The organism is Pseudomonas sp. GWSMS-1 (genome assembly GCF_049847425.1).
Classification (GTDB): Bacteria; Pseudomonadota; Gammaproteobacteria; order Pseudomonadales; family Pseudomonadaceae; genus Aquipseudomonas.
Window position 1 is genome coordinate 2,147,340 of sequence record NZ_JBMHHV010000005.1, and the last position, 21,357, is coordinate 2,168,696.

Sequence of the window (21,357 nt, forward strand, 5' to 3'; positions counted from 1 at the left end):
ATTCTCGACGGACGGAAAGTGGCATACCGGGCAGATTTAACAACAATTTCGGCCAGCGCTCGCACGCAAGGCAGGCGAAAACAGCACAGTGTCACGAGTTTAGGGGCTGTTAAAGGGCATACCAAAGCCATTTTAAGCGGCGTATGGCCCGCAGCGAGCAGATTGCGCCCGTGTGGTCACCTTAAACAGCGCGCCTAACGCCCGCAACGGTGGCGGCTGGCCGCTGCCGGGTAAGCCTGATAAAATCGCGCGCCTTCGCAGACCGCCAACCTACCTGGCGGCGCCTATCCGAACTTTCCCTAAAGGCCTGGATCTATGAGCAAGCAACCCTCCATCAGCTACAAGGACGCAGGTGTAGATATCGACGCGGGCGAAGCCCTGGTCGAACGCATCAAAGGCGTGGCCAAGCGCACCGCACGTCCGGAAGTCATGGGTGGGCTGGGCGGCTTCGGCGCGCTGTGCGAGATCCCGGCTGGCTACAAGCAGCCTGTACTGGTCTCCGGCACCGACGGCGTCGGCACCAAGCTGCGCCTGGCACTGAACCTGAACAAGCACGACAGCATAGGCCAAGACCTGGTCGCCATGTGCGTCAACGACCTGGTGGTCTGCGGTGCCGAGCCGCTGTTCTTCCTCGACTATTACGCCACCGGCAAGCTCAACGTTGATGTAGCGGCCACCGTAGTCACCGGCATCGGCGCCGGCTGCGAGCTGGCTGGCTGCTCCCTGGTTGGCGGTGAAACCGCTGAAATGCCGGGCATGTATGAAGGCGAAGACTACGACCTGGCCGGTTTCTGCGTCGGTGTAGTGGAAAAAGCCGAGATCATCGACGGCTCGAAAGTCGCCAGCGGTGACGCCCTGATCGCCCTGCCGTCCTCCGGCCCGCACTCCAATGGCTACTCGCTGATCCGCAAGATCATCGAAGTCTCGGGCTGCGAAATCGAAGCCACTGAGGTTGATGGCAAGCCGCTGGCCGATTTGCTGATGGCGCCGACGCGCATCTACGTTAAACCGCTGCTCAAGCTGATCAAAGACACCGGCGCGGTTAAAGCCATGGCCCACATCACTGGCGGCGGCCTGCTCGACAACATCCCGCGCGTGCTGCCAAAAGGCGCACAAGCGGTGGTCGACGTGGCCAGCTGGACGCGCCCAGCGGTATTCGACTGGCTGCAAGAAAAAGGCAACGTGGATGAGCACGAGATGCACCGCGTACTCAACTGTGGCGTCGGCATGGTCATCTGCGTGGCACAGGATCAGGTCGACATTACCCTGCAAACCCTGACCGCCGCCGGCGAACAGCCATGGGTGATCGGCCAGATCAACCAAGCGGCCGAAGGCGCTGCTCAGGTCGTGCTGAACAACCTGAAACAGCACTAATGCCGGCACCGTGCAATGTGGTGGTGCTGATCTCGGGCTCCGGCAGTAACCTGCAGGCGCTGATTGACAGCATCCAGGCCGACGCTGACGCTTCCGAACGCAGCCCGGCCCGGATCAGCGCGGTGGTTTGTAACCGCGCCGATGCCTATGGTTTGCAACGTGCACAGGCCGCCGGCATCGCCACCGTGGTTCTTGACCACAAACAGTTCGAGGGCCGCGAGGCCTTCGACGCTGCACTGGTCGAGGCTATCGACGGCTACGATCCACAGTTGGTGGTGTTGGCTGGTTTTATGCGTATTCTCACCCCGACGTTTGTCCGTCATTACGCGGGGCGCCTGCTGAATATCCACCCGTCTCTGCTGCCCAAGTACAAAGGCCTGCATACCCATCAACGGGCACTGGAAGCCGGTGACAGCGAGCATGGTTGCAGCGTGCACTTCGTCAGCGAGGAACTCGATGGCGGACCACTGGTCGTACAGGCTGTGGTCGCGGTGGAGCCAGATGACACACAAAGCAGTCTGTCGCAGCGCGTACACCAGCAAGAACATGTAATTTACCCGATGGCAGTCCGCTGGTTTGCCGAAGGCCGCTTGCACCTAACGGCGCAAGGGGCGATGTTGGACGAGCAGCTGTTACCGAGTACCGGATACCTTATTCGAACGTAAACAGGAGACACCATGGGTCGCGCCTTACTGTTCGCACTGACACTACTGAGCCTGCCGGCATTCGCCGTTGAGCTAAAACCCTTTTCCGCCAGCTACACCGCCGACTGGAAGCAACTGCCCGTCAGCGGCAGCGCCGAGCGCAGCCTGCAAGCGCTGGACAATGGCGTTTGGAAGCTCAATTTTGAAGCCTCCATGCTGGTCGCCAGCCTGACCGAAGAAAGCACTCTGCGCGTGGATAACACCACCTTCCTACCCCAGACCTATTTGTATCAGCGCGGCGGCCTGGGCAAAGCCAAGAAAATCGAGCAGGACTTTGACTGGGAGGCCAAGCAAGTCATCGGCAGCGACCGCGACACCCCGGTGCGCCTGCCGCTGAACCGCGGCCTGCTGGACAAATCGACCTACCAACTGGCCTTGCAATACGATGTGGCCGCCGGCAAGAAAAGCATGAGCTACCAGGTGGTCGATGGCGACGAAGTGGAGACGTATGACTTCCGCGTGCTGGGTGAGGAAGTGGTGCGTACCAAGGCGGGGCTGATCGATGCGATCAAGGTCGAGCGCGTGCGTGACCCGACCCAAAGCAGCCGCAAGACCATCCTATGGTTCGCCAAGGACTGGGACTTCCTACTGGTACGCCTGCATCAGGTCGAAACAGACGGCAAGGAATACCAGATCATGCTCAAGCAAGGCAGCGTTGACGGCCGAGCCGTTGAAGGCCGCCAGGACTGAGACAGAGCGCAATAAAAAAAGCCGAGCTTAATGCTCGGCTTTTTATTGTGCTGATTTCGACAAGCAGGGCTAAGTGTTACTCGGCCCTGCTCAGCCACTCACCACATCAGATCATCCGGCACTTGGTACGCCGCGTACGGATCATCGGCATCTGGGGCTTCGGTCGGTGTGTTGAGCAGCACCACACGCTGCGCGTCGCGCTCCTGAATCTTCAGCGCGGCCTCACGCGGGATCACTTCATAACCGCCGCCGTGGCGCACGATGGCCAGCGACCCGCTGCTGAGCTTGTTGCGCATCAGCGTGTTGACCGACAGGCGCTTGACCTTCTTGTCGTCAACGAAGTTGTAGTAATCCTCGGTGGTCAGCTTGGGCAGGCGTGACACCTCGATCAACTGCTTGATTTGCGCGGCGCGGGCCTTCTGCTCGACCTTCTCCTGCTGCTGGCGATTGAGTTCCTGGTCACGCGCCGCCTTTTCGGCCATGGCCTGTTGAGCGGCGAGCTTTTGCGACTCGTCCTTCTCGATATGGCCTTTCTGCTCCAGACGCTGCTTCTTCTGTTTTTCCTTGCTGGCCTGCTTGGCCTGCTTTTCGTTGACCAGCCCGGCTTTAAGCAACTGATCGCGTAGTGAGAGAGCCATAACCTACCTTTCCAACCATCAATATTGAGTGGGCGTACCCAGCGTAATCGTAACGCGTTATTCGTAGGGTGGATGACGCTTCCCCCATCCACCGTGTCCCTGGCAGTGATGGATGAAAAGAGCGTCATCCACCCTACGGGTTCAGCAACTTGGGGTGAGCTTTTCCAGCTTTTTAGCTTCGCCCCACAGCGCATCCAATTCATCCAGGGCGCAATCTTGCATAGCCCGCCCCTGCTCGCGCAAGCTCTGCTCGATAAAACAGAAGCGCCGTTCGAACTTGCCATTGGCCGCGCGCAGGGCCGTTTCCGGGTCAACCTTGAGGTGTCGCGCCAGGTTACTGACCACAAACAGCAAATCGCCGATCTCCTCGCTAATGGCTTCGGGATCGTTTTCGCTCATGGCCTCCAGCACTTCATCCAACTCTTCGCGCACCTTGTCGACCACCGGCAGGGCTTCCGGCCAGTCAAACCCGACCTGAGCGGCACGCTTTTGTAATTTGATCGCCCGGCTCAGCGAAGGCAGCGCGGTGGGCACATCATCCAGTAACGAAAGCTGTTCAGGCGCCGCGGCTTTCTCGGCGCGCTCTTCGGCTTTGAGTTCTTCCCAACGTTGCTTGACGGCGGCTTCTTCGAGCATGGCGACATCCGGCTCGCCATACAGATCGCCATCAGGGAATACATGGGGATGACGGCGCAGCAGTTTACGGGTAATCCCATCGACCACCTGGGCAAACTCGAAACGCCCTTCCTCGCGCGCCAGCTGGCTGTAATACACCACCTGAAACAGCAGGTCGCCCAACTCACCCGGCAAATGGTCAAAGTCGCCACGCTCAATGGCGTCGGCCACCTCATAGGCTTCCTCAATCGTGTGCGGCACGATGGTCGCGTAACTCTGTTTGAGGTCCCACGGGCAACCATGCTGCGGATCGCGCAGACGGGCCATCAGGTGCAGCAAATCGCTAAGTTGGTACATAACACATCCCGATTAATACGCTTGCGTAGGAGGGTTAGCGGTGCAAAACGCCGATGATAGCGCGTTGCTTAACGCAACGCGCCGGTCACCCCAGCCTAGGCTGCTGTCATGCCCTCATCGTGCGGTTTAATCGGCTGCCAACGGCGCAGCAGCATGTACAGGGTCGGGATCACAAATAGGGTAAAGAAGGTGCCAACCAGCAGGCCGCCGACAATCACCATGCCGATTTGCTGGCGACTTTCCGCCCCCGCGCCCGTGGCAATCGCCAATGGTAGCGAGCCGAGCACCATCGCCCCGGTGGTCATCAAGATCGGTCGCAGACGCGCCACCGACGCCTCGATCACCGCACTGCGCACTTCATGGCCCTGACGGAGCAACACGTTGGCGAACTCGACAATCAGGATGCCGTGCTTGGTGATCAGGCCAATCAGCGTGACCAGACCAATTTGCGAGTAGATGTTCAAGGTGCCGCCGAACATCGTCAGCGCCAGCAAGGCGCCGGCCATCGACAACGGTACGCTGAACAGGATGATCAACGGGTCAGTGAAACTCTCGAACTGCGCCGCCAGCACCAGGAAGATAAACGCCAGGGCCAGGGCGAAGATCAGCGCAATTCCGGCGCTGGACTCCTTGAAGTCGCGCGAGGTGCCGGTGTAGTCGTACTGGGTCTCGGCTGGGAACACCGTGCGCGCAGTGTTTTCCAGGTGCGCCAGGGCTTCGCCGAGGGTGTAGCCGCTACCGACGTTGGCACTCACCGTCACCGCACGCAGTTGGTTGAAGTGGTTGAGCTCGCGCGGCGCCACGGTTTCACGCACCTCGATCAGGTTGGACAGCTGCACCATGCCGTCATCGCGGCCGCGCACATAGACGCGGTCGAGATCCTGCGGGTTGCTGCGGTCCACACCCTGCAACTGCACCAGCACGTCGTACTGCTCGCCATTCTGCTTAAACCGGGTCACCTGACGGCTGCCGAACAGGCTCTCCAGGCTGCGGCCAATGGTGGCCACATCAGTGCCCACGGCCACCGCCTGCTCGCGATTAACCGCCACCTTGAGCTGCGGCGCGTTGAGCTTCAGATCGCTGTCCAGGCTTTCCAGCCCCGGATAATCACGCAGCGTGTTGAGCAGTTCATCAACATAACCCTGCAACTCGCTGTACTCCATGGAGGAGCGAATCACGAAGTTCACAGGCTGGTTACGCGCACTCTGCCCCAGCGGCGGGCGATTGACCGGGAAGGCACGCACCCCGGCGATGTCCTGCAGTTTGGGCAACAGCTCGTTACGGATTTCGAACTGGCTACGCGAGCGATCAGCCCAGTCCTCCAGCTTCATAAAGGAAATGCCCTGGGCCACGGTGGGAAAGCCTGCCACGACAAGATAGCGGTTGGTTTCCACGATGCTGGCGTAGGCATCCTCAATCTCCTTGGCATAACGCCCGGTGTAATTGATGGTGGCGCCGTCCGGGCCATTGAACACACCGATTATCGTGCCCGTGTCCTCGGTTGGCGCCAGCTCGGACTTAAGCCCGGAGAACAGCAATACGCAGGCCACCACGGTCAGCAGCAACACGCCGACCACCAGCACCCAGGCACTCAGCGCCTTGGCCAGCAGGTGTTTGTAGCTGTAGGTCAGGTTGTTGAGGAAATTCTCGATCAGGTTGTACAAACGGTTATGCCGCTCGCCGGCCTGGTGTGGCTTGAGCAGGAGCGCGCACATCATTGGCGTCAGGGTCAGGGCAACGAAGCCCGAGACCAGCACCGCGCCGGCCAGGGTCCAGGCGAACTCGGTAAACAGCTTGCCGGTGGTGCCCTGCATAAAGCCGATGGGCGCGAATACCGCGGCCAGGGTCAGGGTCATGGCGATCACCGCAAAGGCGATCTCACGGCTGCCCTTGAGCGCGGCCTGCAAAGGCTGCATGCCCTCCTCGATATGCCGGTGGATGTTCTCCAGCATGACGATGGCATCGTCCACCACCAGGCCGATGGCCAGCACCATGGCCAACAGCGTCAGGGTGTTGATGGTGAAGCCCATCAGTGACATCAGGGCGAACGCGCCGATTAGCGACACTGGAATGGTCACCAGCGGAATGATGGTGGCGCGCAGCGAGCGCAGGAAGATAAAGATGATCAGGATGACCAACCCCACCGCTTCCCAGATGGTGATAAACACGTTATCGATCGACTCGCGGATAAACAGCGAGTTGTCGTTGGCCACCGCCATTTCCATGCCTTCGGGCAGTAACGCGCGCACATCCGGCATGGCGGCCTCCAGCCCATCGGAGATGTCCAACGGATTGGCGGTGGCCTGTTTGATCATGCCCATCGACACCGCCGGCTGACCTTTGTAACGGACGATGCTGCGCTCATCCTGCGCGCCAATTTCGGCATAGCCGACATCCGCCAGGCGCAGCAGATAACCGCGCGAATCGTCGAGGATCAGCTGATTAAACTGCTCCGGGGTGTTCATGTCGGTTTCCGAGAGCACGGTGAATTCGCGCTGCTGCGACTCGATGCGCCCAGCCGGAATCTCGACGTTCTGTCGGCGCAGGGCGTCTTCCACGTCCTGCACTGTGAGGTTGTGCGCCGCGAGCTTCTCCGGGTCAAGCCAGATACGCATGGCGAAGGTGCGCGCGCCACGAATCTGCACTTCGGAGACGCCGGGAATAGTCTGCAAGCGATCCTTGATCACCCGCTCCAGCACGTCGGTGATCTCCATGGCGCTGTAGCGTTCGCTGTAGAAGGCGATCCAGATCACAGGCTGGGCGTCGGCCTCGACCTTCTGCACGATGGGTTCGGCAATTTCATCCGGCAGCAAACCGCGCACCCGACCCAAGCGGTCGCGCACATCGTTGGCGGCTTCATCGGAGTTACTGCCCAGGCGAAACTGCGCAGTGATCTGGGTATTTTCCGAACGGCTGATGGAGCTGACAAAGTCCAGCCCGTCGATCCCCGACAACACGTCCTCGATCGGCTGGGCGACCTGGGACTCCATGATTTCCGGGCTGGCCCCCGGATAGCTGACGTTGACCGTGACAATCGGCACATCGATATTCGGATACTCACGTACCGCCAAGCGGTCGTAGGCCATTAACCCGAGCAGCACCACAATCAGCGACAGCACGGTGGCAAACACCGGCCGCCGGATACAGATATCCGACAGGGTCATAGCGCACGCTCCACCGCCTTGATGCGCACCGGCGCACCGGCACGCACCTTCTGCCAGCCGGCGCTGATCAGGGTTTCACCCCCTTGCAAGCCGCTAACCACTTCGACCTTACCGTTTAGACGCTTGCCCAGCGTGACCTCACGCAGCTCGACCTTGCCCTCCACCACCAGGTTGACCAGCAAACGCTCCCCGACCGGCATCACTGCCTCTTCGGGAATCACCAGGGCATCCGGTCGTTCAGCCAGGATGACCGACACCCGCACAAACTGCCCCGGGCTCAGACGGCCTTCGCTGTTGCTGATGTGCGCACGAATCGCCTGGCTGCGCCCAGCTTCGTCGAGGCGTGGGTTGATGGCGAAAATCTCGCCATTGAAGCGCTCGCCCGGATAGGCATCCAGGCTGATCTCGATGACCTGCTTGAGTCGTATCTGACTGACGGCTTTTTGCGGAATGCGGAAATCCACCTTGAGCGGATCGAGCACCTCCAGGTTGACGATGTCCTGGCCTTCGCTGAGGTAATCGCCAGGGCTGACTGCTCGCAAGCCCAGCACGCCATCGTAGGGAGCGAGGATACGGGTCTTGTCCAGGCGCGCCTGCGACAGCGCCAGGCTGGCCCGCGCGGCTTGCTGTTCAGCGTTGGCCTCATCAAGCGCCTGCGCATTGCTGGCGCCGCGCTTGAAGAGCATTTGCGCCCGCTGAAAATTCTTTTCCGCCAAGTTCAGGTTGGCCCGTGCCTGGGCAAATTCAGCCCGGGCAATCGAATCATCCAGGCTGACCAACAAGGCGCCTGCCTCGATGCGCTGACCTTCGCGAAAATGCAGCTGGGCGATGCGGCCGGCAATTTCCGGGCGGATCATCACCGACTCGTCAGGGCGTAGTGAGCCAAAGGTCACCAACTCGTCGCGCACCAAGCTGCTCTCGACCGTGACCACTTCGACCAGTGGTCCTGGGTTGGCTGACACCTGCGGACTGCCCCATGAAAACACTACAGCGGCGATAACTGAGAGAGCAGGCGCGCGAGCAAACATATACAACCCCTAATTATTGTAGAGGCTGAGTCTAACGGCCGAGCCGGGCAGATCAGCCGTTAAAAATGTTTCCCCATATTAGGGCCTGCAACTTGCTACTGACGCATACCCCGGCCACTCACCAGCAGACGGATACACACGCCGTAGAGCACGGCGGTGGCCACCAGCATAAAACTGATCGCCACACCGATACGGATATCGGAAACGCCGAGGATGCCGTAGCGGAAGGCGTTAACCATATGCAGCACCGGGTTGGCCATGGAGACCGTCTGCCAGAACTGCGGCAGCAATGTGATTGAGTAGAACACTCCGCCCAGATAGGTCAGCGGCGTCAGCACAAAGGTCGGAATGATCGAAATGTCATCGAAGTTGCGCGCAAACACGGCGTTGATAAAACCACCGAGGGAGAAGATGGTCGCGGTCAACAGCACCACCAACACCGTCACGCCCAAGTGATGCACCTGCAGCTTGGTGAAGAACATCGACAGCATGGTGACGATAAAGCCCACCGCCAGACCGCGCAGCACACCGCCGATCACATAGCCGGTGAGGATGATGTGCGGCGACACCGGCGAGACCATCAGCTCCTCGATGGAGCGCTGGAACTTGCTGCCAAAGAAGCTCGACACCACGTTGCCGTAGGAGTTGGTGATCACCGACATCATGATCAGCCCCGGCACGATGTACTCCATGTAGGTGAAGCCGCCCATGTCGCCGATCTGCCGACCAATCAGGTTGCCGAAGATCACGAAGTACAAAACCATGGTGATCGCTGGCGGCAGCAGGGTTTGCGGCCAGATGCGGGTGAAACGGCGAATCTCGCGGTAAACAATGGTGCGCAGGGCCACCATATTGGCGGCCAGCTCTGAGTTCAGATAAGTCGTGCTCATGCCGCGCCTCCTGCCAGGTTCTTCTCTACCAGAGACACGAACAGCTCCTCCAGGCGATTGGTTTTGTTGCGCAGGCTGAGCACCTCAATGTTCTGCAGGGCCAGCTGGCGGAACAACTCGGTAATGCCCTGGCTTTTGTCCACCTGCACCTCAAGGGTGTGGTGGTCCAGCAGCTGCGCCGCGTAGCCAACCAGTTGCGGCGGCACCAGCAAGGACTCCTTCAGATCAAGCAGGAAGGTTTCTACATGCAGGGTCTTGAGCAGGTCCTTCATGCTGGTGTTCTCGACAATCCGGCCGTGGTCGATGATGCCGATATTGCGGCACAACTGCTCGGCCTCTTCCAGGTAATGCGTGGTCAGAATGATGGTGATGCCCTGCTGGTTCAGCTCGGTGAGAAAGCTCCACATCGAGCGGCGCAGTTCGATGTCGACCCCAGCGGTTGGCTCATCGAGGATCAGCAAGCGCGGCTGATGCACCAGCGCGCGAGCAATCATCAGACGCCGCTTCATGCCGCCAGACAACTCGCGCGACGGCACGTTGTGCTTACCCCACAGACCGAGCTGATTGAGGTATTGCTCGGCACGCTCCTTGGCGATTTTCGCGGGGATGCCGTAATAGCCGGCCTGGGTCACGACGATGTCGAAGGCCTTTTCAAACTGGTTGAAGTTGAATTCCTGCGGCACCACACCCAGGCAGCGCTTGAGCGCCGAGGGCTGTTTATCAAGGTCGTGACCAAACACATTCACTGTGCCACTGCTTTTGGTTACGAGGGTCGAGAGAATGCCAATGGTGGTGGATTTGCCGGCACCGTTGGGGCCGAGCAAGGCGAAAAAATCGCCCTCCGCCACATCCAGATCGATGCCGTGTAATGCTTGAAAGCCGTTGCCGTAAGTCTTGGTCAACTGGCGAATAGACAGAGCGGTACTCATAAAAATGCGCGCACCTGATAAATAGAAGAAATATAAGAGGAGGCTGCGCTACGCAGCGCAAAGCTGCCCAAGTCTAGCGCCTGGACGCTCTCTATCGCAGCCCTTTACGGGAATACTGATACGCCCGAGGCTGGCAACAGCCTACCAGTGCCGGCGGCGGAATAAACCCGAGCATTTGCGATGGTGCCTATCAGGGCTATCGATACCTTCGTCTGCGTTCACTCAAGACGAGGCCACTTCAGCGGCAAAATCTCCGTCGATCGACAACCCCTGCTCGCTAAATAAATGCGGGTAGCAAACAGCCAAATGCTCGAAGAACAGCTGCTCCGGCACATCGGCAAATTGCCCGTGGTCACACAGGTACTCCATGTAACGCTCACCCTGCTGGCTATAAGCTACAATGCTAATACGACATTCTTTAGGCACGTCCTATGCCCAGCGCCATCAGTTACACACGGTTTTCATCTACTAAGCAAACCTATGGTGACAGCCTCAGAAGGCAGAAAGACCTTCAAGCCCGATGGTTAGAAGCCCATCCTCAATACACCCTATCGCCACTGACATTTGAAGACCTGGGCAAATCTGGCTGGAGTGGTCAGCACCTAGAGAACGGTTTTGGTCGCCTACTATCTGCCATCCAAGCCGGGGCTATCGTCCCTGGTGATTGCATCATTGTCGAAGCCATAGACCGCACTGGGCGTCTCGAGCCGATGAAGATGATCCCCGTCTTGTCAGAGATTCTGTTGGCTGGCGTTACGATCACAACCTTGGACGATGGCACCGAGTACACCCGCGAGAGCGTCAATGGTCATCACCTGTTCTTACTTCTTGCCAAGATTCAACAGGCCAACGCCTACAGCGAAAGTCTGAGTCGCCGTGTCAAAGCATCGTATGAAGGCAGACGGATTAAGGCAAAGGAAGGGAAGCCAATCAAACGCCGTACACCCGTGTGGTTAACGTCAGACGGTGAACTGATCCCCGAGATTCAGCCCCATATAAAGCGAATCTTTGAAGACTACGCCAGCGGCATAGGTGAACGCAGGATCATTAACAGGTTACGCGCTGACGAAGCCACACCAGCCGTTATGACTACGGTGAACCCTCAACAATTAAGCGATGGTTACGTGATCGTCAGGTAATCGGGTACTGGGGCGACATTCCGAACGTCTACCCTGCTGTTATCCCGGCTGACCTCTTCTACCGTGTACAGCAGAAGCTTCAAGACAACAGTAGAACGGTCGCTGCCCCTACAAAATTCTTGCTAACCGGTGTGGTGAAGTGTGGCCACTGTCATAAGAATTTCGGCATCAGGCAGCATAAACACAGCCCGGCTGTTTACGGGTGTGCCACACGATCAAGGGTTAAGGCTGAGTGCGACAACGCCCGGAGTATTCCCAAGCAGGTGCTTGAGTACATAAGGATCACTACATCACTTCCTTTCGTGCAGCAGGCACTTGAGTCTCAGCAGCTCACAATCAGCCAGCAACGGCTTGTCGAAATAGACGGCGAGCTATCGCACCTATCTAAGTCAATCAGCGCACTCGCCACTACGATTACGAGCGTTGGCCTGATACGTGAAATTCAAGACGCTTTGACCCAGCACCAGCAGAAGCGCACGGAGCTAGAGACAGAACGCACCCTACTGCTACAGGACAACGCTAGTTCGCTGGTAAGCAATTTAGACGCTGTTAGCCTTGAATCATCCCTTCTTGATGATGACCCTATGAAGCTGAACGCCTTACTACAGAGCGTCGGTTACAGCATCACATGCTATGCAGATGGTTTGATTCTCGTGAGTGGCGAGCTGTACCCATGGCTGTACAAGGGTGTAGATCGGCTGACAGGTCACTACCTTCTTGAGAACCTGGGGCAGGAAATCAGACTCCCAATGCTCAGACAGTCACAGCTTGAGGCTCTTGATGCTTTCCAGCGTACTCAGTCCAAAGCTACCGGCCCACTCCTTCCCTTTATCCAACGTGAACGCAGGGTAAGGAAGGACACGGCTTAGAACGCGATTAACAAAACAAATAACGATTGATTGATCAATAGAAATAGTGTATAATATAGCTATCAGGCAATCTAAAGTTTCAATCGCTGATTCTGGTTACTTTATAACCAATCAGTAGCGAAGCCAGTAAACATCGGCTTCCCAGCCCTATCTATCAGCTAATTAACGATGGTAGATAAAAACTACTTGCTCTTTGTTTCAAATAATGCTTGACAAAAAGCCGAAAAACGTGCTATTCTTTCTAAAGTCAAGTCAGTTTGTGGCCCGGAAAATTTGACCGTCCGTCGCCAATTGAAAATATATTTTGCAAAAGTGTGACTTTTCAGGTTTGAAAAGCGTCTCACATATGAGAGTACCAAGAAAACGTTCTTTTCTTGCGTCTAACCAAGTACCAGAATTAAAGATTCACCCCTCCGCTGTAATTGTTCTACCCCACCTCGAAAACATAACCCGTCTAGTGCGGGCGTTCGTGTTCCTGGGCGTTTTTGCTTCTCACGCTGTAATCATTGTTCTTTCTTGTTCCTGTCAGTGCGTGGTTCACCTCCACCACATCAAAAGCACTGGCAACCCCCGCTGACTGCTGGCCTTCTTCTCCAGCACCAGCACCCTAAACCAAAGCTTTGTACAAGCACTGCTTTGTTATAGCTCACACATATTCCCATTGGGTTATTTCAGGCACAGGGCTGGAATGTGTGTTGAGCTTTTTGTTTGCATAAACATTCTTATTTATCGTTTTTAACATTACGGAGGGCCACAAATGGCACTTGTCGAAAGAGCTTGTCTCGTCTGTGGTTCGCCAATGACTACAGAACGGGCCAACAAAAATATCTGTAGTGCTTCCTGTCACGGAAAAGCTGCACGACTACGCAAGAAACAAGATTGGTCACTGGCTGAACTTGTCACGCACTACAACCAACTACAACAAAAGGAAATACAAAATGGCACGACCAGTAACTAATACACCCGCACCATCCACACTACGCTGCCGCCTCCACAGAAAGCGCAGAGCGATGATTGATACCTTCACCACCCTAGCCTATGGCACCAGTGATAACGCCTCACTACAGAGCTTACAAGAGCTTTTAGACAGCATTAACAAAGACACGCCGAAAGAGACTTTAGAAGCCAATCAATAAACAATTGTTTGTTAAGTTTTTACCCCCTCTTTTCAACGATCACCCCATAACCCATACAACCATAGCCACTTTAGGCTAACGGCCTTTTACGGCCTAAATTCATAAGGAAATAAATAATGAGAGATACCAGCAACGAATACTTACACATAGGAAATGATGTGTTTTCTAAAGAACTACTTTTAGTCAGCTTGGAAAATCTACACCACCTTCACCGCACCAGCATTAATCAGGGAACCACCCCAAGCGAGATTGTGAACAAACTAATCAAAGAGGCAAAGGAGAATGCAGACAATGCGCAAACTGAGTAACGGTGAGCTAAGCCCATTCCAATCTTTTAGATGCTACCTCGACACTCGGTTACTAGATCGAATCAACATTGTTTTTTCAGACTCACATCATCAACCTACGTTGTCATTTCTGTTGAATGATTTGCTTGATGAATATGTAACTGAAGTGGAGAAAAGTAAGAATGAGTGATTATCTGAAAGATGGTAGCGAACGCATCATAAAAACCGTACGGCTTAAGATGAATAATAATTTTATTCGTCAATATGAAGAGCTTCAAAGTACAGACAAACCCTCTCTTTCGTTTCTAATGAATGATTTGCTGGAAAGTTGGCTAGTGACTCAACAGCTAAAGTCTGAGTTTGCGAAGTTAAACAGCCAGTAGTATGTAATCTTGTACATTTAACTCACTCCAGCCCAGTGTACATCAGGCTTCCAACAATTTAAGGAGTTATCAAAATGCGCTTAGCCATTACAGGAAAAGCAGAAGAACAGTTCCTCAAGCTACTTGATGAGACAGGGGTAAATAATCCCACACACCTCAACAATCTACTTATCAGCTTTATCAGCACTCATCATTCCCAGGAGGCAATTACTTATGCCCAACATCGAGACAAACAAAAACAAGAATAAGCTTGAACGCTTTTACATCTGTTCAGTATGCAGCACCAGCTACCCTACCACCCGCTACAGCAAGACACATTATTGCAGCCCTTCCTGCCGCTCTAAAGCCCGCTCTATCAAGACCGCAAACAAGCGAATAGAAAAGATTCCTTACTCTGATAACTGGCTATGGATTGCTCGGGAATGTCGCAGAGCTGGCACAGTAGAAGTTCTGCAAGACGTAGATTTAGAAAAGCTCTTTGAAGTCTACAACCGCCGATACAAGTGCTACGGCTGGGATTCAGACAAGAAGCAAAGTAAATTTCACTTGTGCCACATATCCCCCGTATCCGGTGATGGCTCTGTAGGTCTTCTCCACCACAAGAACCTTTTCATCGGTGGCAGCCTACCAAATCAGGTACAGGGTACAAAATCGTATAAGGGCGCTGGTTTAAGCATTCGTAGTAACAAGCTTTTACCAAAGTGGCGAGTAGGTAAAGACGATTCCGACAAGCAAGTATTTGCAAAGATTCAAAAGTATCTAGGTTCTAAGCTCACTGATTATGCCAAGGCCAATAAGATTACCAAGGCCAATCGCTTTGTAATTGCTGAAAGAATCTCCAAGCTTGAGAACAACACTCTCCCGCTCTCTGATCTTCGCAAGATGGGAACACAAGTTCTAATGAATCTTGAGGCTGACTTAACAGAGAAAGACGTTTACAACATCAAGCTTACAGCTCGCCGTAGCCTTGTCGTGTACCTTGAAGAGCTTGAACGCTTCGCCAGCTATGACACAGAAAAGAAAGACGATTACCTATTTGTATCTGCCGCTGTTCGTGTTGTAGCCCAGTATCTTGCCCAACAACGTGGCGAACACGGCTTAGACAGCATCACCGCAACAAGTTACCGCTGGTATTATGAATTTAACCCACTGACAGCCAAGCCTAATAAAGATATGGGTAAGCTCCGAGACTTCATAGGTTTTACAGCATTCAGCACTCTCCAGGGGGCAGATGTTGATAGAGCATTGATTACCAACACTCTGCGCAAGTATTTGCAAGTAGACACGCTTACAGTAACAGAGAATGGCGTTCCTGCTTACGATGGGCGGTTGCAGGAGCTGAGTGCAACACGGTCATTGAATTGAAGCTGGAGCATCATGCCGCATAGCCATGGCCTTCTGCATCACCTCACCCATAACTTCGATGGGGCACTTGAAGTCGAAGCGCTTACGCGGTCGCATGTTCAGTTGCAGTGCAATAGCGTCGAGTTCTTCTTGGCTGTGTACCGACAAGTCCGTGCCCTTGGGCAGGTACTGGCGGATCAGGCCATTGATGTTTTCGTTGCTGCCGCGTTGCCAAGGGCTATGCGGATCGCAGAAGTAAATCGCCACCCCGGTCTGCTGGGTGATTTCAGCATGCCGCGCCATTTCTCGGCCCTGGTCGTAGGTCATGCTCTTGCGCATCGCCAGCGGCATGCCATTGAGCGCTGCACTGAAGCCTTCCATCGCCGAGGTCGCCGTCGCGTCGTTCATCTTTACCAGCATCAGGTAGCCACTGGTGCGCTCTACCAGCGTGCCTACAGACGAGGCGTTGGCCTTGCCCTTGATCAGATCGCCTTCCCAATGCCCTGGCATCAGTCGGTCTTCGATCTCCGGTGGGCGCACATGGATGCTGACCATCTCGGGGATCTGGCCACGCCGATCCACGCCGCCAGAGCGCGGCCGGCGCGTCGTCTTACTTTGGCGCAGGCAGATGATCAGCTCCTTACGCAGCTCGCCGACCGGCAAGGCATAGATGGCGTTATAGATCGTCTCGCGACAGACGTATGCATCTCTGAGGCTGGGAATGTTCATGCTGCGCAGCTTGCCGGCAATCTGCTCGGGAGACAAACGCTCGCGCAGCATATGGGCCACCAACTGAAAGCGCTCACCACCCGGCAACAGCTTTCGTTTCGGTCGACAGCCTTGGCGGCGGGCCTGCATCTGCTGCTGGGCCATGCGGGCCGAGTAGCCACCACAGACATCTCGATTGCGGCGCAGCTCCCGGCTGATGGTCGAAGGGGATCGGGTGATCAAGCAAGCAATCTTGCGCAGGCTGAACCCTTGGGCACGGCTGATTTGAATGGTGGCGCGTTCTTCAACGCTGAGTTCGGAATAAGACATAGGGGCAGCACCGTACCGGAAAGGTCAGGTGTTGCACTCAGTTTTTGCCGCCGCCATGAGACATACACAGACTTCAGCTATCTGAAAGAAGAGGTAGAAGAATTTCTATCCAACGTACCAAAGGTAAAAGACGCTCTAAATCTTGTTGGTCTGGTAGACAGCGCAGCCTTGGCCCGTATCAGCAATAACGCCAAAGCATCTAGCTTCTTGCAGGCATACCAAGCTGATATACAGAATCGTGACTACTACCAATACGACTATAGCGAGTACAACATTCAGGTAGAAGACGATAATCACACACATCTTTCTAGTTCTGATAGCTGGCTCCAAACACTACCATTTTAAGTGCAATGCTTAATCAATAGGTAGTATGTAAATATGTACATTTAACTAACTCTAAGCCTACTCCCATAAGGCTTTCAGACAACCAACAATCTAAACAACAAACAGAATTTGATTAGCAATAATCAAACTACCGGGCTTTGTGCATCCTGTGCATAGCCCAAATTTAAATAAAGAAGAGGAAACACAATGACAAACCAAGTTAAGCAGCACGTTCAGATGGCTAAGCAATTCAATCAATCTGACCTTGAAGCCCTTCAGGCCGAAGCTCGCAACACAGTGATGGAAGGACATTATCAATCTTCTGATTACGGTGCAGGCCGATGGATTTACCCAGCAGCAGCAGAGCGTCAATTCTTCAATAACTTTGAACAGTTCCTTGCCTATGTCGGTGAAATGGCAGTTGCTGGAATTCCTATCTTTCCTTTTGATAGTCCAAGCCACAGCCCAGCTCACTGGAGCATTACGTTCTATCGCCCACAAGAAGAAATCGACGTACTACTAACCCAATCTGATCTTGATGTAGAACAGCAGTACAAGGCCGATATTGAGGCATTCAATCAACAGCAGATCGAGCTTCTTACTACTCAGCTATTTGAACAAAAGAAAGCTAAAGAGCGCAAGATTCAAGAAGACAAGGATTCTAAAACATTAGCGGCAGCTCATGCACAAGCCGAGAAGTTTATTCAATCGCAGCTGGGGGCTAAGTAATGTCTTTTCTAACAGTGCTAATGGATAAAGCAGCCGGCAAAGGCACTATTCAAGACTTCAGTAAATCGATGCAATCCCTCCCTACAGACATTCAAACTATTCTTGTAAAGGGCAAGATGAGTATGGATGCACTCAGGTTTGAGATTGACCGCGTTGAAGCTCAGATCAAGAAAGTAAAAGCCGAAAAAGAAGCTATCGAAAAGAATCTTGCTTCTACAAAGAGTGAGATTGCTAAAGCTCAAGAAGCTAAAGAGAAAACACCATCACCAGCTTTCAATGGCGTGATGGCTCTTCTGAAATCTAAATACAAGTAATCTACCGATAGGGGTTTGAAATACAACCCCTTTCACACACAAAAATAAGGAGCAACATGTTCTACATTTGGCTTTGGGTAAGTACAACGCACATTCCGAACACTACGGACTACATCAAGCGAGTCTTCAACCCGGAATACTTCGACCAGAAACAGCACACGGATAACATTGTAGAATTTACACTCTCTACAGAATTTCCATTAGGGCTCATCGAAGAACAGTTTGATATAGGAGTCTTCCCGACCTTTACACGTCTGCTGTACGCAAATCCACGCAATGCCACACACACCACGCTTGAGGAACTTGAAAGCTACAAGCTGGCGTACTCGCAGTACCGACTGATGTAAAGCAATTTAACTAACTAAAACCTGCTTTAACATGCCAATTATTGTCAGTATTGAAGGTATCTACAATGAGTCTTTATTTGTAGCACGTCTATAGCCCCATACTATCAGGTTTTAGCACACTATCTGTTAAGCAGGATGCTTCTACCTTATAAATTTAGCACCATCATTCAAATTTACAGACATTTAAAATAGGAATAATTCCCATATGCTCAATTTCTTTAATAATTCGCTGTGCCTACTCACTTTTATGACCCTAGTGTACGCACTCTTCCTTTTGTACCAAGTCACCCAGCCCCTGCCAGCCACTGACGTGATGGCTCATCAGCGGATAAACCAAATAAGTGAGGGATACGACAGAGAGATAGACCAGCTCAAGCAAGAGCACCACATACGTTTGATCAGACTTGAGTCGGTTATCTGTAATCGGCAGCCCCGTCAGCGAGTTGTGCAATGCCCTTAACTTTTAGGCCAATTAACTACCCTTGCACGCTCACCAGAGAACGGAAGAAAGCAGCCCCCGGCTCTTGTCATCAGAAACTTTACGGTCACTAGACTGCCTTTCTTTAGATCGTAACCAGCAGACGGGTCATCAAATTTCACAGACAGGTCTTGAGTGCCTTTCCCGTCTACGTTCAGGGACATTTCACCAGCTTCAAGCAATGTGATTTCGCCTTGCCACTCCATCCACCGGTTACGGTAGTTGGAATTGAATAAATCCTCTTTCTTGTCATCGCTGAAATTGCTACTGCAACCCACCTGAGCATCTACAGCGGCATAGCTGGCTGAGCTATCAAGATAAATGCCTTGCTCTTCGAGGGTCTTCTCTTTGGGCGTGTGCTTCCCTTTGCTGGCAATAAGGCCCAGTACTACAAGGCCAACGACACACCAGAACACAATGACGAATAGCTTCTTAACAGGGTTGAGGTTTGCAGGAATACGCTCACCACGGCCTTTGGGGTTGTCCGCCTTGGATGGTGCCCCGCAGCTTGGGCATGCTGGTGCCGTGCTGCTGATCTTTTTACCGCACTCATAGCAGTCAATTAGAGCCATCCAGGCACTCTCCTTCAATCCAGTAATGTCACGATTAGTGTGTTCACGATTAGATCACATCACTAGAGCATGGGGGTATGTCCTCCCCCTCACTACGCAAACGCTTTGGTACTCGCATTCGTGAGCTTCGTCTTGCCACCGGCATGACACAAGAAGCTTTCGCAGATCATTGCGGATTTGCCCGCACCTACATGTCTCGGATAGAGACAGGTGGCGCTAACCCCAGCCTGGATGCAATCAAGGCTCTCGCTGATGCCTTGGGTATTGAGCTGTCTACTTTGTTCGAAGGTTTATAGCTCTTTCTTCAGCATCCCGCTTCCACCCAGCACGTGGACTGATACCTATCGTTTAGCTCTAGCTATTCAGTAGACTGATAACCGTCTGTCGCCTCCTATCATTGATTAATCGCAGAAAGCTAAATGATAGATTATCATTGGACTATCGATAACAGTCATAAACGATAGGATTGCGGATTATGCAGATAGCCCACCTCTACCTGAGAGCATCTACCAAGGATCAGGATGCAGAACGCGCCCTAGTATCCCTTCAGCAGTTTGCCCAGGATCACAGCCTTTCTGTTAAGAGCACGTTCACCGAGAACATCAGCGGCACCAAACTAGACCGCCCAGCTCTAAATGCTTTGCTTGATGCTGCTCAGGCCGGTGAGGTGCTTCTAGTTGAGTCTGTAGACCGCCTGTCTCGCCTATCTCAAGCTGATTGGGCAAAGCTCAAGGCGATCATCGAAGCAAAGGGCTTAAAGCTTGTAGTGGCAGATTTACCAACCTCTCACCAGCTCATTGATGATGAAGGAATAACTGGCCAGATCATGCGAGTGATCAACAGCATGCTGATTGACCTCATGGCCACCATGGCACGCCTTGACCAAGAGAAGCGCGTTGAACGTATCAAGCAGGGCTTAGAAAAGAAGAAAGCTCGTGGCGAGAAGGTCGGTGGCAAAACCAAGAACCATAAGAAGTGGGATGAGATTCAGAAGCATCTAGGCAACCCCACCTTAACCATGGATCAAGTGGCCAAGCTGTGTGGTGTAGGTGTCGCGACAGTGTATCGAGTCAAACGAGAATCTATCCCCTCAAGCTCCTGATGTCCGCACCCTTGGCGTACTTCCTAAATGCCATCATGGGAGGTAGGATCGGATGACATTAAATCCGCAAGGGAAAGCGCTATGGCTCACGAAGTAAAAATCAATCTTCAATCCAAGCTGGTGCAGCACCAGGATGTAGAAATAGAAGTGAAGAAGGATGGCGGCAAGCTTGGCACCATCCTCATAAGCAAGGGCAATATTGAATGGGTACCGTCAGGAAACCATGTGAACAAACACTCCCTCACATGGACTCAGTTTGCTGAACTGATGGAAGATCAGGGAAAGCCCCGCAAAATAAAGTGAGCAAGCCAATATGAAAGCCCCCTTTAATTGGGGCTGTTTACCCTTTACAGCTCACCAAGCAAGGCACAATGCCTCAAATAGAGCAGTACAGCCCCACTCAAAGCATGGTTTGAGGGTGTGTCTACGGGGCAGCACCAGCACTAGGGCTAGATATTTTATTATTTGGTAGATGAGAATTTATCTCATATCTACCTAGGCTTAAAAGGTCTGCTATCACGCAGGTGTAAGCACCAGAATGCTTGCCATATTTCCATATCCAGAAAACAAGAAAGGCCACCATCAGGTAGCCTCAGGATGTAGAAGCGGGGCATCCATGCCCCATTGTCACACTACCCTAGAAGTCGAAGGCAAGCTGCCTTGGCATACTTCTCCAGTGCTCACAAACGCTTTCCCACCGCCCAAAACGGAAACGGGTGTAGGGATCAACGTGCACAATTCTAAGGCTGTGCGGGCTGCTACGACGGGTACGGCGGGTGTTGCTGTGTGGTTTACGCACGGTGCATTCCTTTCGGAAATTGCCATGGCATAAGGCCGGTACACACTGATCATCACCGTTTTAAAACACGATGTTGTATTACGTTATGGTGTGAACCTATACTTCAG

Annotated in this window: 24 protein-coding genes and 2 pseudogenes; 17 read left to right on the plus strand and 9 right to left on the minus strand. The window is 53.6% G+C overall.

Features of this window, described 5'->3' with window-relative positions; all coding sequences use genetic code 11:
* Positions 1-315 precede the first annotated feature (315 nt).
* The 3 genes from purM to ACEPAJ_RS13660 are packed head-to-tail and all read left to right on the plus strand — an operon-like array spanning position 316 to position 2,768.
* Entirely contained in the window at positions 316-1,374 is a 1,059-nt protein-coding gene (gene purM, locus ACEPAJ_RS13650) for a phosphoribosylformylglycinamidine cyclo-ligase (protein ID WP_425915380.1), read from the plus strand.
* The gene (gene purN, locus ACEPAJ_RS13655) at positions 1,374-2,039 is read left to right on the plus strand and encodes a phosphoribosylglycinamide formyltransferase (RefSeq protein WP_425915382.1); all 666 of its coding nucleotides are present in this window, start codon (positions 1,374-1,376) and stop codon (positions 2,037-2,039) included. The genes purM and purN overlap by 1 nt, the downstream gene beginning before the upstream one ends.
* Before the next feature lie 12 nt (positions 2,040-2,051).
* On the plus strand, positions 2,052-2,768 hold the full coding sequence (locus ACEPAJ_RS13660) for a DUF3108 domain-containing protein (RefSeq protein ID WP_425915384.1): 717 nt from the start codon (positions 2,052-2,054) through the stop codon (positions 2,766-2,768).
* 98 nt (positions 2,769-2,866) lie between these two features.
* On the opposite strand, the gene ACEPAJ_RS13665 is transcribed toward ACEPAJ_RS13660, so the two are convergent.
* From ACEPAJ_RS13665 to ACEPAJ_RS13695, 7 genes and pseudogenes are all read right to left on the minus strand, one after another.
* Positions 2,867-3,406: a DUF2058 domain-containing protein gene (locus ACEPAJ_RS13665; RefSeq protein WP_322950021.1), complete on the minus strand. Its 540-nt coding sequence runs from the start codon at positions 3,404-3,406 to the stop codon at positions 2,867-2,869.
* 141 nt (positions 3,407-3,547) lie between these two features.
* On the minus strand, positions 3,548-4,378 hold the full coding sequence (gene mazG / locus ACEPAJ_RS13670) for a nucleoside triphosphate pyrophosphohydrolase (RefSeq protein WP_425915386.1): 831 nt from the start codon (positions 4,376-4,378) through the stop codon (positions 3,548-3,550).
* 95 nt (positions 4,379-4,473) lie between these two features.
* Positions 4,474-7,542, minus strand: coding sequence for an efflux RND transporter permease subunit (locus tag ACEPAJ_RS13675; protein ID WP_425915388.1), 3,069 nt, complete (start codon positions 7,540-7,542; stop codon positions 4,474-4,476).
* The gene (locus tag ACEPAJ_RS13680) at positions 7,539-8,570 is read right to left on the minus strand and encodes an efflux RND transporter periplasmic adaptor subunit (RefSeq protein ID WP_425915390.1); all 1,032 of its coding nucleotides are present in this window, start codon (positions 8,568-8,570) and stop codon (positions 7,539-7,541) included. The genes ACEPAJ_RS13675 and ACEPAJ_RS13680 overlap by 4 nt, the downstream gene beginning before the upstream one ends.
* Before the next feature lie 95 nt (positions 8,571-8,665).
* On the minus strand, positions 8,666-9,445 hold the full coding sequence (locus ACEPAJ_RS13685; RefSeq protein ID WP_425918039.1) for an ABC transporter permease: 780 nt from the start codon (positions 9,443-9,445) through the stop codon (positions 8,666-8,668).
* An 11-nt stretch (positions 9,446-9,456) separates the two neighbouring features.
* Entirely contained in the window at positions 9,457-10,389 is a 933-nt protein-coding gene (locus ACEPAJ_RS13690) for an ABC transporter ATP-binding protein (RefSeq protein WP_274089527.1), read from the minus strand.
* Positions 10,390-10,611: 222 nt separating this feature from the next.
* A pseudogene (locus tag ACEPAJ_RS13695) lies at positions 10,612-10,782 on the minus strand (cysteine protease); the annotation flags it as partial.
* A 38-nt stretch (positions 10,783-10,820) separates the two neighbouring features.
* Between ACEPAJ_RS13695 and ACEPAJ_RS13700 the strand changes: the two are divergent.
* From ACEPAJ_RS13700 to ACEPAJ_RS13735, 8 genes and pseudogenes are all read left to right on the plus strand, one after another.
* Positions 10,821-11,528, plus strand: a complete 708-nt coding sequence (locus tag ACEPAJ_RS13700; RefSeq protein ID WP_425915392.1) for a recombinase family protein — start codon at positions 10,821-10,823, stop codon at positions 11,526-11,528.
* Between the two features lie 131 nt (positions 11,529-11,659).
* Positions 11,660-11,791: pseudogene (locus ACEPAJ_RS13705) on the plus strand (zinc ribbon domain-containing protein); the annotation flags it as partial.
* Complete coding sequence (locus tag ACEPAJ_RS13710; protein WP_425918151.1) at positions 11,792-12,397, plus strand: hypothetical protein; 606 nt, start codon at positions 11,792-11,794, stop codon at positions 12,395-12,397.
* A 1,010-nt stretch (positions 12,398-13,407) separates the two neighbouring features.
* Complete coding sequence (locus ACEPAJ_RS13715) at positions 13,408-13,533, plus strand: hypothetical protein (RefSeq protein ID WP_425915394.1); 126 nt, start codon at positions 13,408-13,410, stop codon at positions 13,531-13,533.
* 116 nt (positions 13,534-13,649) lie between these two features.
* The gene (locus ACEPAJ_RS13720) at positions 13,650-13,841 is read left to right on the plus strand and encodes a hypothetical protein (protein WP_425915396.1); all 192 of its coding nucleotides are present in this window, start codon (positions 13,650-13,652) and stop codon (positions 13,839-13,841) included.
* 161 nt (positions 13,842-14,002) lie between these two features.
* Complete coding sequence (locus ACEPAJ_RS13725) at positions 14,003-14,203, plus strand: hypothetical protein (protein ID WP_425915398.1); 201 nt, start codon at positions 14,003-14,005, stop codon at positions 14,201-14,203.
* Positions 14,204-14,277: 74 nt separating this feature from the next.
* Entirely contained in the window at positions 14,278-14,451 is a 174-nt protein-coding gene (locus ACEPAJ_RS13730) for a hypothetical protein (protein WP_425915400.1), read from the plus strand.
* On the plus strand, positions 14,417-15,568 hold the full coding sequence (locus tag ACEPAJ_RS13735; protein ID WP_425915402.1) for a hypothetical protein: 1,152 nt from the start codon (positions 14,417-14,419) through the stop codon (positions 15,566-15,568). Before ACEPAJ_RS13730 ends, ACEPAJ_RS13735 begins: the two co-directional genes overlap by 35 nt.
* Here ACEPAJ_RS13735 and ACEPAJ_RS13740 read toward each other — a convergent pair.
* A complete protein-coding gene (locus ACEPAJ_RS13740) occupies positions 15,557-16,585 on the minus strand; it encodes an IS30-like element ISPa59 family transposase (RefSeq protein ID WP_153376404.1) in 1,029 nt (342 codons plus the stop codon). The two genes, ACEPAJ_RS13735 and ACEPAJ_RS13740, sit on opposite strands and share 12 nt — an antisense overlap.
* 531 nt (positions 16,586-17,116) lie before the next feature.
* Between ACEPAJ_RS13740 and ACEPAJ_RS13745 the strand changes: the two genes are divergently transcribed.
* Genes ACEPAJ_RS13745 through ACEPAJ_RS13755 form a run of 3 tightly spaced genes read left to right on the plus strand, consistent with a single transcriptional unit; the run spans position 17,117 to position 18,299 of the window.
* On the plus strand, positions 17,117-17,638 hold the full coding sequence (locus tag ACEPAJ_RS13745; protein WP_425915404.1) for a hypothetical protein: 522 nt from the start codon (positions 17,117-17,119) through the stop codon (positions 17,636-17,638).
* Positions 17,638-17,952 carry a hypothetical protein gene (locus ACEPAJ_RS13750; RefSeq protein ID WP_425915405.1) on the plus strand — a complete coding sequence of 105 codons (315 nt, stop codon included), beginning with the start codon at positions 17,638-17,640 and terminating at the stop codon, positions 17,950-17,952. The genes ACEPAJ_RS13745 and ACEPAJ_RS13750 overlap by 1 nt, the downstream gene beginning before the upstream one ends.
* Positions 17,953-18,008: 56 nt before the next feature.
* Positions 18,009-18,299: a hypothetical protein gene (locus ACEPAJ_RS13755; protein ID WP_425915406.1), complete on the plus strand. Its 291-nt coding sequence runs from the start codon at positions 18,009-18,011 to the stop codon at positions 18,297-18,299.
* 456 nt (positions 18,300-18,755) lie between these two features.
* Here the strand turns inward: ACEPAJ_RS13755 and ACEPAJ_RS13760 are convergent, their stop codons facing one another.
* Positions 18,756-19,349 (minus strand): zinc ribbon domain-containing protein, encoded by a 594-nt coding sequence (locus ACEPAJ_RS13760; protein WP_425915408.1) that lies wholly within the window; start codon positions 19,347-19,349, stop codon positions 18,756-18,758.
* 77 nt (positions 19,350-19,426) lie between these two features.
* Here ACEPAJ_RS13760 and ACEPAJ_RS13765 point away from each other — a divergent pair, with 77 nt between their 5' ends.
* The 3 genes from ACEPAJ_RS13765 to ACEPAJ_RS13775 all read left to right on the plus strand — a co-directional run bounded on the left by ACEPAJ_RS13765 (position 19,427) and on the right by ACEPAJ_RS13775 (position 20,754).
* Complete coding sequence (locus ACEPAJ_RS13765; protein WP_425915410.1) at positions 19,427-19,645, plus strand: helix-turn-helix domain-containing protein; 219 nt, start codon at positions 19,427-19,429, stop codon at positions 19,643-19,645.
* A gap of 179 nt (positions 19,646-19,824) precedes the next feature.
* A complete protein-coding gene (locus ACEPAJ_RS13770; RefSeq protein ID WP_425915412.1) occupies positions 19,825-20,451 on the plus strand; it encodes a recombinase family protein in 627 nt (208 codons plus the stop codon).
* Positions 20,452-20,532: 81 nt separating this feature from the next.
* On the plus strand, positions 20,533-20,754 hold the full coding sequence (locus ACEPAJ_RS13775) for a hypothetical protein (RefSeq protein ID WP_425915414.1): 222 nt from the start codon (positions 20,533-20,535) through the stop codon (positions 20,752-20,754).
* Positions 20,755-21,357 lie beyond the last annotated feature (603 nt).

What these genes read in the sequence shown, in the direction of transcription:
- ACEPAJ_RS13760 (WP_425915408.1), bottom strand. Translation starts at nt 19,349, where the DNA reads ATGGCTCTAATTGACTGCTATGAGTGCGGTAAAAAGATCAGCAGCACG.
- ACEPAJ_RS13700 (WP_425915392.1), top strand. Translation starts at nt 10,821, where the DNA reads ATGCCCAGCGCCATCAGTTACACACGGTTTTCATCTACTAAGCAAACC.
- ACEPAJ_RS13665 (WP_322950021.1), bottom strand. Translation starts at nt 3,406, where the DNA reads ATGGCTCTCTCACTACGCGATCAGTTGCTTAAAGCCGGGCTGGTCAAC.
- ACEPAJ_RS13715 (WP_425915394.1), top strand. Translation starts at nt 13,408, where the DNA reads ATGATTGATACCTTCACCACCCTAGCCTATGGCACCAGTGATAACGCC.
- ACEPAJ_RS13765 (WP_425915410.1), top strand. Translation starts at nt 19,427, where the DNA reads ATGTCCTCCCCCTCACTACGCAAACGCTTTGGTACTCGCATTCGTGAG.
- purM (WP_425915380.1), top strand. Translation starts at nt 316, where the DNA reads ATGAGCAAGCAACCCTCCATCAGCTACAAGGACGCAGGTGTAGATATC.
- ACEPAJ_RS13755 (WP_425915406.1), top strand. Translation starts at nt 18,009, where the DNA reads ATGTTCTACATTTGGCTTTGGGTAAGTACAACGCACATTCCGAACACT.
- ACEPAJ_RS13690 (WP_274089527.1), bottom strand. Translation starts at nt 10,389, where the DNA reads ATGAGTACCGCTCTGTCTATTCGCCAGTTGACCAAGACTTACGGCAAC.
- purN (WP_425915382.1), top strand. Translation starts at nt 1,374, where the DNA reads ATGCCGGCACCGTGCAATGTGGTGGTGCTGATCTCGGGCTCCGGCAGT.
- ACEPAJ_RS13740 (WP_153376404.1), bottom strand. Translation starts at nt 16,585, where the DNA reads ATGTCTTATTCCGAACTCAGCGTTGAAGAACGCGCCACCATTCAAATC.
- ACEPAJ_RS13745 (WP_425915404.1), top strand. Translation starts at nt 17,117, where the DNA reads ATGACAAACCAAGTTAAGCAGCACGTTCAGATGGCTAAGCAATTCAAT.
- ACEPAJ_RS13730 (WP_425915400.1), top strand. Translation starts at nt 14,278, where the DNA reads ATGCGCTTAGCCATTACAGGAAAAGCAGAAGAACAGTTCCTCAAGCTA.
- ACEPAJ_RS13725 (WP_425915398.1), top strand. Translation starts at nt 14,003, where the DNA reads ATGAGTGATTATCTGAAAGATGGTAGCGAACGCATCATAAAAACCGTA.
- ACEPAJ_RS13775 (WP_425915414.1), top strand. Translation starts at nt 20,533, where the DNA reads ATGGCTCACGAAGTAAAAATCAATCTTCAATCCAAGCTGGTGCAGCAC.
- ACEPAJ_RS13675 (WP_425915388.1), bottom strand. Translation starts at nt 7,542, where the DNA reads ATGACCCTGTCGGATATCTGTATCCGGCGGCCGGTGTTTGCCACCGTG.
- ACEPAJ_RS13680 (WP_425915390.1), bottom strand. Translation starts at nt 8,570, where the DNA reads ATGTTTGCTCGCGCGCCTGCTCTCTCAGTTATCGCCGCTGTAGTGTTT.
- ACEPAJ_RS13750 (WP_425915405.1), top strand. Translation starts at nt 17,638, where the DNA reads ATGTCTTTTCTAACAGTGCTAATGGATAAAGCAGCCGGCAAAGGCACT.
- mazG (WP_425915386.1), bottom strand. Translation starts at nt 4,378, where the DNA reads ATGTACCAACTTAGCGATTTGCTGCACCTGATGGCCCGTCTGCGCGAT.
- ACEPAJ_RS13735 (WP_425915402.1), top strand. Translation starts at nt 14,417, where the DNA reads ATGCCCAACATCGAGACAAACAAAAACAAGAATAAGCTTGAACGCTTT.
- ACEPAJ_RS13770 (WP_425915412.1), top strand. Translation starts at nt 19,825, where the DNA reads ATGCAGATAGCCCACCTCTACCTGAGAGCATCTACCAAGGATCAGGAT.
- ACEPAJ_RS13660 (WP_425915384.1), top strand. Translation starts at nt 2,052, where the DNA reads ATGGGTCGCGCCTTACTGTTCGCACTGACACTACTGAGCCTGCCGGCA.
- ACEPAJ_RS13720 (WP_425915396.1), top strand. Translation starts at nt 13,650, where the DNA reads ATGAGAGATACCAGCAACGAATACTTACACATAGGAAATGATGTGTTT.